Origin of the sequence: Faecalicatena contorta (genome assembly GCF_001404335.1) — a bacterium.
Taxonomy (GTDB): domain Bacteria; phylum Bacillota; class Clostridia; order Lachnospirales; family Lachnospiraceae; genus Faecalicatena; species Faecalicatena contortus_B.
In genome coordinates, this window is the sequence record NZ_CYZU01000093.1 from 1 (window position 1) to 12,638 (window position 12,638).

A 12,638-nucleotide genomic window follows, 5' to 3' on the forward strand; every position below is an offset into this window, starting at 1 on the left:
CCTCCTCTTTGAAAGTCGATTCAAATATGAAAAATCAAGCGGAAATGACACCCGCTCTATTTGTCATGCCCTAATCGACTGTGAATAGTAACCATGATTAGAATTCCGATTATATTTTATCATTGACAAAGTGAAAAGCAGACACTATAATAAGTATAACTTTCAGCAGTTTAAAGCTTACCCAAAGGGAATTGTATAACAGAGGCCCTGCGGGCAGATTTTTATATACTGCGGAATATGGATTGTGAAATGCAGTGATAAGGAGGAGTACATAATTACCGGAAGCTAAGAGAGAAGGCGGCAGGTGCGAGTCTTCGTGAAGGGATTGTGGAAGTAGCCTTTGAGCAGTGGACCGAACAGGTGGAAGCCCAAGTAAGCTCCAACGTGATTCCTACGTTACAGGGAAGCAGTATCGGACAGTGGTTCCCGTACTGACAGAGTGCAGAGAAGATTTCTCTGAATTTAGGTGGTAACACGGATTGGATATTCGCCCTAAGCTAGCAATAGCTTAGGGTTTTCTTATGATATAGGAAATTCCTTTGGAATTTCCTATATCACAAAAACCCTCCGGGGGATGCACACGCCGCGATAAGGTATATAGCCGCAAGGCGGCATCGCGGCGGCGCCAAAATGTGCAAACCCCTTATGAGTGGGGGAATGGGAAGCCCATGTGGGCTTGCCCGCTTTGTTTTGATTTAGGAAATTCAAGGAGGTATAAGTATGAGACAGATTTCAGGAAACAAATTATTGGTTAAGGCGCTGAAGGAAGAGGGGGTAGATACCCTGTTTGGCTATCCGGGGGCATGTACGATTGACCTGAGCGACGAACTATACAGACAGGATGATATCAGAGTGATCCTTCCGCGGCATGAGCAGGCCCTTGTGCACGAAGCGGATGCTTATGCCAGGACAACTGGAAAAGTCGGCGTATGCCTGGTTACAAGCGGGCCTGGGGCAACCAACCTGGTAACTGGCCTGGCAACGGCTAATTATGACAGTGTGCCGCTTGTATGTTTTACGGGGCAGGTAGCCAGACACCTGATCGGAAACGACGCATTCCAGGAGGTTGATATCGTAGGTATCACCAGAAGTATCACAAAATATGGGGTGACGGTCCGCAATAGAGAGGACCTGGGCCGGATTATAAAAGAAGCTTTTTACATAGCCAGTACAGGGAAACCGGGGCCGGTTCTTATTGATCTGCCGAAAGACGTGATGGCAGAACTGGGCAGTCCGGAATATCCTTCTGATGTCAACATCCGGGGGTACAAACCGAATACTAATGTACATATCGGGCAGCTGAAGAAGGCGATTAAGATGCTGAACAAGGCAAAGAAACCACTCTTTCTTGCAGGCGGCGGAGTCAATATCGCCAGAGCAAACAGCATTTTTACTGAGGTTGCAGAGAAGACGAATGTACCGGTAATAACGACGGTTATGGGGCGCGGAGCGATTCCGACGAATCATCCGCTGTACATAGGTAATCTGGGCATGCATGGTGCGTATGCAGCAAATATGGCAGTCAGTGAGTGCGACCTGCTTTTTTCCATAGGAACCAGATTCAATGACCGTATTACGGGTAAGCTTCATGCATTTGCCCCAAAAGCACAGATTGTACATATCGATATCGACACGGCGGCCATTTCCAGAAACATTCATGTAGATATCCCGATTGTAGCTGATGCTAAGGAAGCAATCTTGAAAATGCAGGAGTATGTTGAGCCATGCAATACAACGAAATGGCTGGGGCAGATCGGCGAATGGAAGACGAACCACCCCTTGGATATGAAGAAGCACGCCGAGATGGGCCCGAAAGATATTATAGACGAGATCAACCGGCAGTTTGATGAGGCCATTATTGTAACAGACGTGGGACAGCATCAGATGTTTGCTGCGCAGTATGCGGAGATCACCGAGAAGAAACGGATCATCATGTCCGGTGGGCTGGGTACCATGGGATATGGTTTTCCGGGAGCGGTCGGCGCCAAGCTGGGTAATCCGGATACGCCGGTCATCGCTATTTCCGGGGACGGGGGTATGCAGATGAATATCCAGGAGTTCGCAACTGCGGTGCTGGAAGAACTGCCGGTGATCCTCTGCGTATTCAATAATGCATATCTCGGCATGGTACGGCAGTGGCAGAAGCTGTTCTACGGGAAGCGATACGGCATGACAAACCTGCGCTCCGGTGCGCTTTTCCGCAGGACCGATGGAAAAGAGATGCCGGAATACACACCGGATTTCATAAAACTGGCAGAGAGCTATGGGGCAAAGGGGATCAGAGTCACCAAAACGGAAGAAATCTCTGCTGCCTTTGAAGAGGCAAAGAAGAACACGAAAACACCGACCCTGATAGAATTTATCATTGATCAGGAAGAGATGGTATTCCCGATGATCCAGCCGGGAGGGACTCTGGAAGAGATGATTGTGGACTGTTAGCATCGAAAGGAGAGAAGAGCATGGAGAACAATACAAAAAAAAGATGGATCTCATTATTCGTAGAAAACCAGGTGGGTGTCCTGTCTAAAATATCCGGTTTATTTTCCGGTAAATCCTATAATCTGGACAGTCTGACAGTGGGGACTACAGAGGATCCTACCATTTCAAGGATGACGATAGCAACTGTCAGCGATGATGAGACATTTGAACAGATTAAGAAACAGCTGAACCGGCTTGTGGAGGTAATTAAAGTCATAGATTTTACAGACATTTTTGTGAGAATGAAGGAAATTTTGTATGTAAAGGTCAGAAAATGCACACCGGAAGATAAGGTGCAGCTCTTTCAGATAGCAGAAACATTCAAGGCGAGAGTGATTGACTATGGTAAAGACAGCCTCCTGCTGGAATTCGTTCAGACAGCTACAAAAAATGATGCGGTCATTAAGCTCATGAAGGAAGAGTTTAAGAACATTGAAGTCGTACGCGGGGGCAGCGTCGGCATCGAATCCATCAGTATGATGGAGCGTTAAAGCGTGCCGGAAGCCGGGCGGTTAGATGTGTAACAGTTCTGGCTCGCATAAACTATTACGCCAGCGGAATAGCTTGTTAAGAAAAAACAGAGCGCACTCTTGAATTTTAGTGGGAGAAGTATTATAATTGGCTCATAAACAGTGATTTGCAGAATGAAAGCAGAGGATCGGAGGAGTTACAGATGGATAAGAAAAACATTGACTGGGAGAACCTGGGGTTTGCCTATATTGAAACGGACAAAAGATATGTGGCTGACTTTAAGGATGGCAAATGGAACGAAGGCGGGCTGATTGACGACCCTAATATTACGATGAACGAGTGTGCGGGCGTCCTGCAGTATGCACAGACAATCTTTGAGGGGCTCAAAGCATACACGACGGAGGATGGACATATCGTGGCGTTCCGCCCTAATTTAAATGCACAGCGTATGGTGGACTCCGCGAAGAGACTGGAGATGCCTGTATTTCCGGCTGAGCGTTTCGTAGAGGCGGTGGTGCAGACCGTAAAGGCAAACGCCGCCTATGTACCGCCCTATGGGTCAGGAGCAACCCTGTATGTCAGGCCTTACATGTTCGGAATCAACCCGGTGATCGGTGTAAAACCGGCTGATGAGTTTCAGTTCCGGGTATTCACAACACCGGTCGGCCCTTATTTTAAGGGGGGAGTAAAGCCTCTTACCCTGTGTGTATCTGATTTTGACCGTGCGGCTCCATGCGGGACCGGGCATATCAAGGCCGGACTGAATTATGCCATGAGCCTTCACGCAATCGTAACAGCACATGCAAATGGATTTGACGAGAACATGTATCTGGATTCTGCAACAAGAACAAAGGTGGAGGAAACCGGGGGAGCGAACTTTATCTTTATTACGAAAGACAACAAGGTCGTGACACCGCATTCAGATACGATCCTTCCTTCTATAACAAGACGTTCCCTGCTCTATGTGGCAGAGCACTATCTCGGCCTGGAAGTGCAGGAGAGGGATGTTTATCTGGAGGAGGTAAAAGACTTTGCGGAATGTGGACTCTGCGGTACTGCTGCTGTTATCTCTCCGGTTGGAAAGATTGTTGACCATGGGAATGAAATCTGCTTCCCGAGCGGAATGGAGAAGATGGGGCCGACAATCCAGAAACTGTACGACACACTGACCGGTATCCAGATGGGACAGATTGAGGCGCCGGAGGGGTGGATTCAGGTAATTGTATAGTAAAAAAATTGTGTAACAGTTCAGGCCTGCCTGAACTATCAGAGAAATGTAACATTATATGAAAAAGCAATCCTGACAGGCTGTTGACAGCGTATAGGGATTGCTTTTTGTATCTTATAGGAAAGCCTATAAGATACAAAGGCCCTCCCGGCGGGATGTGCACGCTGCGATAAGGTATATAGCCGCAAGGCGGCATCGCGGCGGCGCCAAAGCGTGCAAGCCCCTCATGAGTGAGGGGGGAAGCCCATGTGGGCTTGCCCGCTTTGTCATAGATTATCTCTCGGAGAACCGGTTGCGAACAGCTCTGTCTGAAGTGTCTCATTCATGTAGTATTTTGCATTGGATGCCATTACAACCTCTAGTTTGTTATACATCAGCGAACTGGACGGGTGAACCTTTTTAAGAAGATAACGGTGAAGAATTTTCACGGCAAAGTATCCCTGGTTAAAAGGTTCATGACAGATGGTAGCGGTGATATATTTATTTTTTAGCCGTTCAAATATATGTTCATTTAAATCATAGCCGACAATCACGGGAGCAGGGTCTAGGTTGAGAGCCTGCACCGCATCGGCCGTCTGTACAAGTGCGTCAAAACTGACATAGATACCCTGGAAATCCGGGGATTCCTTCAGGAGATCCAGCAGTACCTCATATACGCGGGAACCGTCACGGTTGAAACGTTCAATGCGTTTGATATTCAGGTGCTCATGCTTGGAGAGTTCCTTGCGGAAACCGGTGATCCTCTGTTCGATTGCATAAACCGAATCTTTCAGGGTCAGCACGAGCAGATCGGAGCGGTCCGGAAGAAACCGGGAAAATAATTCCCCTGCAAGGATGCCTGACTGAATATAGTCACAACCGATATAGCAGAGCTGATTGGCTGTGGGGATCTCCACGTTGATGATGACAACCGGGAATCCGCTGTTGGAAAGCCGGTCGATCTCGCTTGCCAGCATCCGGGGGTTATTCGGAGCAACGGCTATTCCGTCGTATCCTTTCTGAGGAAGGGTGCGGATTAGTTCCAGCTGCTCTTCCGGTTTCATCATATCGGTTACAAAATAATCCACAATAACGCCCTGGGACGCCAGATCGTTCTGGGCAGTGCTGACTCCGCTCTGAACCTGGGCCCAGAAAAATGCCGGCTGGGAGAAGACAATGACTGCAATGTGGAATTCCTTTTGCATCACCAGTGAGCGGGCGGTTTCATTCGGAATATAATTCAGTTCTTTGAGCGCTTCCAGTACCCTCTTACGTGTCTCGGGTTTTACATTGGGGTGGTTGTTGAGCACACGGCTCACGGTCCCCCTTGAAATTCCTAATTTTTTTGCTATTTCTGAGGTTGTCATTCTAAACTCCTTTACTTATTGCTTTTATACAGACGTCTACCGGATGGTGATGCTCCATGACTTTTCACATGAGCAGCCCAAAGGCAGTGAAATCAGATTTTTCTGCTGTTCCAGATCTTCGATAACTCCTTTTCGGGAAGGAAGGGAGCACCAGGGTTCGATACAAATATAGCCGGCTTCGGTTCTCGGGCAGTGCCAGAGTCCCAGATAAGGAAAGCCGTCGAACTGTACGTTCACAGAGTGAGGTGATTTATCTGAAGCAAGAGTGATCTCTGAACCGGCATTTTGAAGTATGAGTGCGTCTCGGTCAAACAAACTGTGTCTCAGCGCAAGCCTGCTGTCTGCGGCAAGCTTAAATTCCTCTGCCGCATCAGTTACGAAACAATCTTCTGAAAAAATCAGCTGCTCCGGACGGCAGCCGGACTCAAACTGCAGAACATAGTCTTCGAAGCACAGCGTCTGATCCAGAGGGACGAGGAATCCGGGATGCCCGCCCAGGCCAAAGTACATGGTTTCATCGCTGTGATTTTCGATGTGGTAGGTGATATGAAGTGTCTGTTCTTTCAATTCGTAGCAGATAGAAAAACGGAAGGAAAAAGGGTATTGCCTGATCGTTTCTTCTGTATCCTCGAAGTACAGTACAAGCCGGCTGTCGCTGCGGCTTTCGCATAACATTTCGGAATCTTTTAAAAATCCATGAATATCCAGGCTATAAGTTTTACCCCGGTAAGTATACTTCCCGTCCGTCAATCTTGCAACATAAGGAAAAATATTAGGCGCACGGTCCGCCCAGTATTCCGGATCACCCTGCCAGAGGTATTGTGTTTTATCTGGCGTGCAGATGGATTGAAGTTCGCCGCCGTGTGATGAGACATTAACATTTAAAAATGGATTGCAGATCGTATAGTTCATGTATAGAATCCTCCTTGTTTGATGGGCTTCAGACACAATACTTTTCCCAGAACGCTGTGAGTAAAGGCAGCGCCTCGTGCTCATAGTGAATGATTTTGACCGGACGGCTGAACTTTTCTGTGAGCTTTTGGGCAGCTTCACTGAGAGCAGTACAGGGAGACGTATACCACGCTTCACTCTTCAGTGTGTCTAAAGTTCTAATTTCCGTTATTGTACCATTTTCTACCAATAAAACAACATCAAACCAGATAAATTCTGATTTTGTTACAACAAAAAATACAATTTGCCTGTCATTTAAAAATTTTCCGGCATAATCCAGAGCTTTCCGGTAAAATGTGCCGGAACACTTTCTGCGGGAATAAATGTCGATCCCTTTATGGCAACTGTAATAATCTGTAATGAAGTCCAGATATTGCATTGTATTCTTCTCTTCCAGGCTGATACTCTGCACTGAGGTGTAGTAGTGGACAAGGGCAGCGTATTCAAGCACATGGATTTCGTCGATATCAGGATACAGCTCAAAAAGCCGGCAGGAAGGAAATTCTTCTGCCTGATATTTGGAAAAAGGAAGAGTGCAGGCCGTATTATCAGAATCTGCAGCTTTACTAATAATTCCCTGATCATGCAGGATATACAATATTTTGCGGCGTGGATTCAGATATTCCATCAGTTCACCCAAATGCCGCCAGGTGTAAGGATAAATGTCTAAATATTTGCAGTCAGGATGAATCATGGCAGTACCTCCCATATGCTGATCGAGTAGGCGGGCATACATAGAGAAATGGCATCGGTGCCCTCTTTGCGGCCGGCATTGTATTTAGGTTTAAAGGTTTTCTTTCCCGAGAATTCTATGGTGCATTCCTGTGTGCGGCTGAGTGTATTTGCAGCCCAAAGGAAAACCGTCTCATCCCGGTAATGGCAGCTAAGTTCAATCCCCTCGTCCCGGGTTTTGAATGGAACGGGAATATCGAGTTCATTTAAAAGCTGGGCATCCACCTTGGTACAGAGACGGACATTGTCCAGTCCTGCAGCCTTTTCCAAAATGTTACAGGGGAACATTTCCATGTTAAGATAAGGAAGTCCGGGCCCCAGAATCAGTGTTTTCCCGGCGTGTGCGTATGAAGCGAGTGCATCTTGTGCAGCTTCGGACATGAAGTCGTAGGAGGATGCAAAAATATAGTCATACGAAAGCATTTTTTGGACGGGAAGGTGGGTGTCGCTGATGTTGAAATCGATTTGCAGGAGCGAAAGTTCCCGGATTGTATTTTCGATCCAGAATTCGGAAGCCCAGTGCGAGTTATCTTCATCAAAGTGTTCGAAACCAAATATATTTCCGATGGAAAACAGTTCCGAAGGAAGATTGAATCCGGGAGCGAAGGTATTCACATCCAAAGGGGCAAAGTCCATGGAGGATAAAACGGCTTTTATCCGGGCACAATCATAATTCTTCAATACAAGTACTTTTGGTTTTCTAAAGAATTCCCAGTACCTGTTCTCGTATAAGAAATTCTGGAAGCGCCTGTAGAATTCGAAGTAACCGCTGCGTATCCGGTTATCTCTTGTAATGGGACTGCCCTGCCACCGGTCTCTCTCCACCAGCATATAATAATTAATTGCTTTCAGTCCGTTCATAAATGCATAGTATGTGGTAAATTCCTCCTCTTCCGGCAGAAATGTTTCGGGAAATTCAAACCAGACCCCGCTTCCGTATTCCGGCACAAAGGGCAGTATACTGCTTCCGCTCATATAGCGTATCTTTTCCCTGATTGGTTTTAGGGCGGTACGGTTCGGATACATGTCAATCCCGCAGATATCCACGCATTCGCGTTCGATACGGATGTTATCAACAGGCGTGTAGTAATGGTAACCGGTATTCTGATAAAAAGGCAGGCAGACCCCTCTTTCCCTCCACATATCTGCGAAACGGCGCAGACACATGCATATCTGAAATTCTTTGTATTCTGCCCAGTCCAGATAATAAGGAAGATCCTCTCTGCAGGAACCAGAGAAGCCATGTGGCGGCTCTATCTCACTGAATTCCTTCCAGGAACTTCTGTATACGCTGTTCAGAGTCTCGATGGAAGTGTATTTGTCCTCCAGCATTGTGCGGTAAAGCGCCACAGAGTCAGGGTGGTAATCGGAAACATAAGGCTGCTCCCTGAAAAAATAGCAGGTTTCATTATCAGACTGTATTGCAATTATATTGCCGTTTGGATAGGTATGTTTTCTTATAATCGGAGCGAGCGCATCGAAATACACTTCAACTTCCCGGTAAAAAGCCTCACTGGCATAACTGGGCACCGGGATCACCTTGGGCGAGTGAGGGAGGTTTACCGGCGTACGAAAAGGGGAACGGGCCTGAATGGCTGTATCATACACGATTCGTTTCGGGTAGCCAAAATAAGTCATCTCCGAGTTAATGTGGGGACCCGGGCGGACGTGAACAAAAAGACCGAGCTCTTCACACAGCGTAAGAAACGCATCCAGATCCTTTCTTTTATCAATCCTTCCGAAATCAAATTCCCCGCGGGAGATTTCATGTACTGACCAGGGAATGTAAGTTTCTATAATATGGAAACCCATTTTCTTCACGTTTTCCAGAATATCCTTCCATAACGTGCGGTCCAGCCTCCAGTAATGCACGGCGCCGGAGTAGAGTGGTAGCAGTTCGCCATCCAGCGAAATGCCTTGAGGTGTAACTTCTGCTCTTTTTTTCATGATACGTACTCCTTTTTAAAAACTGAATGTTACAAAATGTTACAAAACAAGGATTTGTATAATTGTATTATAACATTTGTAATATTAAGAATCAATATTAAAAAACTCAATCTGCTATTTTGACGAAAAAAACAGTTATAAATTGGTATATTTGCACATAAAAAATCAATTAACAGGACTGGGAATGTACGATATGATAAATAAAACAATATTACACGTGTACAAAACAAAAGTGGAGGAGAAACAATGAAGAAAAAGAGAATGATTGCGGTTCTGTTAACCGCAGCGATGGCAGCAACCATGTTTACAGGCTGTAAAACAAAAGCTCCCGAATCAGAGAGCACGGAAAGCAAGGCAGACAGCGGAAAAAAAGTTCTGACATTTAATACGAACTCCTGGGCTGCGCCGCAGAACGTTCCGGGTCTGCAGGAGCTATTTGACCAGTGGGAGGAGGAGAATAATGCAGAACTTGAAATCACGATAGGAACGGATGATTACCTTCCAAAGCTTCTGCAGGATATTAATGCAGACAATGTGGCCGATATTTGTATGGTAGACGGCTCGAATCTGGCGGAAGTAGACAAAACCGGCGCAATGGTATCTCTGGATCAGTGGTTTACCGAAGAGAAAAGGGCGGAACATTATCCCTACGCTGCAGAAGGAAGCATGGTAGATGGAGAAGCAAAAGCAGTCTGGTTCCACGGCGGTCTCTGGAATCTTTATTACAGAGAAGACATTTTAAAAGAGGCGGGATATGACGCACCTCCGAAAGATTGGGACGAGCTGCTGGAAATGGGGAAAAAGCTGACGGTTGACGAAGACGGCGACGGCGTAATTGACCAGTATGGGCTTGGGATTCCTGCGTTTCCGGATGCCGTTACCTCTTGTACACTCCTGCCGTGGTTCTGGGGGCATGGTGAAGGCGCTGAGCTGACAGACGGAAAAGAAAAAGTGATATTCGGTGAAGGCAAGAGCTTTGATGCGATGCTTGATACCATGCAGTTCATTCAGAAACTGATTGATGAGAAGATCGTGGCCGAGGATATTGCATCTGTGAAGTTTTCAGACGTAGAAGCTAATTTTGTAGGCGGTCAGACGGCTATGGCTATTCTCGGAAACTGGCATTACCCTCTGATGAAAGATTCCGGCGGCGAAGAGTTTATCTCTAAGGTTGGTATTGCGGATATTCCGGCAGTTCCGGGGCAGGAGCCGTGCACAACAGCCGGAGGCTGGACACTTGCTATGTTTACCGATGACCCGGAGCAGCAGGAGCTTGCCTGGAGCTTCATAGATTTCTACAGAAGTGTGGAGGTACAGACACTTTTCACCAGAATCGGACAGATGTCAAGTCTGTTGGAAGTATATGAGCAGGATGAATTCAAGAATGACCCTGTTTGGCAGGCGTATTCCCAGGGCCTCTATGCGGCTAAGCCAAGAGATGCAGTAGCATTCTACAGTGCTGCAGACGAATCTTTTAAAGAGATTGTACAGAGTGCGGCTACCGGAGAGACTGATCTGGAGGGTGTTATCAAAGAAGAGGCAGAGAAAGCACAGAAATCGGCTGATGAGATTATGAAGCAGTAGAAATTGAACGAACGTGGAAATGGCTCATTTCAAATTTGCAAATGAGCCATTTTACGTAAAGGTTCAGACAGGTTTGAACCTTTACCATTTTCCAATAATAGCGAGGTGCAAGATGGGAAAATTTATTAGGAAGCATATATACCTGGTTTTCATATTACCTGCATTAATATGGATTGGGATTTTTACGATTTATCCGTTTTTCTATTCCTTCTATATTAGTGTAACAGACCTGAATCTACTTCGGATGGGGACTGAGGAAATCATCGGCATGAAGAACTATGTGGAACTGTTCCAGAACAAAGATTTCATACACAGTTGTGTTGTATCGCTGAAGTTCTCGGCAGTTGTAGTTGTGGGGCAGTTTACCCTTGGGTTTGCACTTGCCTTTCTTTTTCAGAAAAAGAGACCTTTTTCTGGTATCGGGAGAACAAGCGTCATACTGCCGTGGGTCGTACCGCCGGTGGCTCTTGGCCTTATGTGGAAATGGATTCTAAGAAGCGGAAAAATGGGGCTTTTGAATGCGGTATTAATCCAGCTCGGCGGCAGTCCTAAAGACTGGCTTGGCAGTGATATGGCCCTGACTACCTTAATGTTTGTCACTGTCTGGATCGGAGTTCCATTTACCTTTATGCTTGAGATGGCGGGGCTGCAGAAGATTCCGGGAGAGCTTTATGAAGCAGGCGCCATAGACGGCGCAAACGGGTTTCAGAAATTTATATATTTAACAATACCTATGATGAAGAGTACATTTTTGATTAACCTGATTATGATCACAATCGGTACCATCGGGTACTTTGATATTATATATGCCCTGACAGGGGGCGGACCTAAAAATGCCACAGAAGTACTGCCGCTGTACATGTATAATTCGGCATTCAAGTTCCACCAGCTTGGGCAGGGAGCGGCTATGGCTGTCATCATGCTCCTCATAAGCCTGATACTTACCGTTGTATATATGTTTGTATTTAAGGGGGAAAGTGAAGAATGAGAAAATGGAAAAAGAAGGCCAGGCCGGTCGGAGTTTACATATTGTATATCCTTGTAATATTAGCTTTTCTAACACCAATATACTGGGTAATCATCACGTCCTTCAAACAGCCCGGAGATATGTTTGCTTATCCCCCGCAGTGGTATGTGTCTAACGGAACCCTTGCCCATTATAAAAAGGTGCTGCTTGAAACCATGATGCCGATAGGATTTCGGAATTCCTTTATTATCAGTTCTGCGACTGTTCTGATTGCGGGGGTTTTGTCTGTACTGGCAGCGTATGGGTTTTCCAGATATAAGTTCAAGGCAAATAAACCGCTGATGCTTCTGCTTCTGATAACGAAGATGCTTCCGGCGAGTGTATTGATTGTTCCGCTGTACGTTATGATGAACAATATGAGGCTTCTGGATACATTTCCGGGGATTATAGCCGTATATGTATCCATAAATATTCCGTTCTCAGTCTGGATACTCAAGTCGTTTTACGATTCCATACCAAAAGAACTGGACGAGGCGGCGCTGATTGACGGCTGTTCTACGTTCGGAACATTTACGAAAATATTATTACCGCTTACGATGCCGGGAGTTATCGCAACTTCGGTCATTACATTTTTTACCTGCTGGAATGAATTTGTTATTGCCATGACGCTGACCTCCAGCACAAAGATCCAGCCGATGTCAATCGGACTGTACACATTTATGACAGAACAGGGCGTAAAATGGGGCCCGATAACCTGTGCGACAGCGATTGCGATATTTATACCTGCCGTGCTGTTTATCATCTTCCAGAAGCATTTTATTTCCGGCATGACAAGCGGAGCAGTGAAAGGATAGGCGCGTCCAGAAAAGGGCGGTTGGTTTAGTGGGTGGAAATCCCATACGGCAAGGTGTAGCGAGCCACCGTTAGCGAGTCT

10 protein-coding genes and 1 other annotated feature are annotated in these 12,638 nt (G+C 46.3%); of the genes, 6 read left to right on the forward strand and 4 right to left on the reverse strand.

From position 1 onward, the window contains the following. Positions 1-245: 245 nt before the first annotated feature. Positions 246-498: a binding site (T-box leader), on the forward strand. Between the two features lie 222 nt (positions 499-720). The 3 genes from ilvB to ARB69_RS24640 all read left to right on the forward strand — a co-directional run bounded on the left by ilvB (position 721) and on the right by ARB69_RS24640 (position 4,177). Next, positions 721-2,439 (forward strand): biosynthetic-type acetolactate synthase large subunit, encoded by a 1,719-nt coding sequence (gene ilvB / locus ARB69_RS24630; protein ID WP_050641372.1) that lies wholly within the window; start codon positions 721-723, stop codon positions 2,437-2,439. A 20-nt stretch (positions 2,440-2,459) separates the two neighbouring features. Beyond that, a complete protein-coding gene (ilvN, locus tag ARB69_RS24635) occupies positions 2,460-2,969 on the forward strand; it encodes an acetolactate synthase small subunit (protein ID WP_025655305.1) in 510 nt (169 codons plus the stop codon). A 146-nt stretch (positions 2,970-3,115) separates the two neighbouring features. Then, on the forward strand, positions 3,116-4,177 hold the full coding sequence (locus tag ARB69_RS24640; RefSeq protein WP_278314361.1) for a branched-chain amino acid aminotransferase: 1,062 nt from the start codon (positions 3,116-3,118) through the stop codon (positions 4,175-4,177). Between the two features lie 266 nt (positions 4,178-4,443). Here ARB69_RS24640 and ARB69_RS24645 read toward each other — a convergent pair whose 3' ends face one another. Genes ARB69_RS24645 through ARB69_RS24660 form a run of 4 tightly spaced genes read right to left on the reverse strand, consistent with a single transcriptional unit; the run spans position 4,444 to position 9,153 of the window. Then, a complete protein-coding gene (locus ARB69_RS24645; protein ID WP_055155303.1) occupies positions 4,444-5,523 on the reverse strand; it encodes a LacI family DNA-binding transcriptional regulator in 1,080 nt (359 codons plus the stop codon). Positions 5,524-5,559: 36 nt separating this feature from the next. Next, complete coding sequence (locus tag ARB69_RS24650; RefSeq protein ID WP_050641369.1) at positions 5,560-6,435, reverse strand: aldose 1-epimerase family protein; 876 nt, start codon at positions 6,433-6,435, stop codon at positions 5,560-5,562. Between the two features lie 28 nt (positions 6,436-6,463). Next, entirely contained in the window at positions 6,464-7,168 is a 705-nt protein-coding gene (locus ARB69_RS24655; RefSeq protein ID WP_055155304.1) for a hypothetical protein, read from the reverse strand. Continuing rightward, the gene (locus ARB69_RS24660; RefSeq protein ID WP_055155305.1) at positions 7,165-9,153 is read right to left on the reverse strand and encodes a beta-galactosidase; all 1,989 of its coding nucleotides are present in this window, start codon (positions 9,151-9,153) and stop codon (positions 7,165-7,167) included. Before ARB69_RS24660 ends, ARB69_RS24655 begins: the two co-directional genes overlap by 4 nt. 246 nt (positions 9,154-9,399) lie before the next feature. On the opposite strand from ARB69_RS24660, the gene ARB69_RS24665 reads away from it, so the two are divergent. The 3 genes from ARB69_RS24665 to ARB69_RS24675 all read left to right on the forward strand — a co-directional run bounded on the left by ARB69_RS24665 (position 9,400) and on the right by ARB69_RS24675 (position 12,558). Then, entirely contained in the window at positions 9,400-10,737 is a 1,338-nt protein-coding gene (locus ARB69_RS24665) for an ABC transporter substrate-binding protein (protein ID WP_050641366.1), read from the forward strand. 112 nt (positions 10,738-10,849) lie between these two features. Further along, on the forward strand, positions 10,850-11,725 hold the full coding sequence (locus tag ARB69_RS24670) for a carbohydrate ABC transporter permease (RefSeq protein ID WP_050641365.1): 876 nt from the start codon (positions 10,850-10,852) through the stop codon (positions 11,723-11,725). Beyond that, positions 11,722-12,558, forward strand: coding sequence for a carbohydrate ABC transporter permease (locus ARB69_RS24675; protein ID WP_055155307.1), 837 nt, complete (start codon positions 11,722-11,724; stop codon positions 12,556-12,558). Before ARB69_RS24670 ends, ARB69_RS24675 begins: the two co-directional genes overlap by 4 nt. Positions 12,559-12,638: the final 80 nt, after the last annotated feature.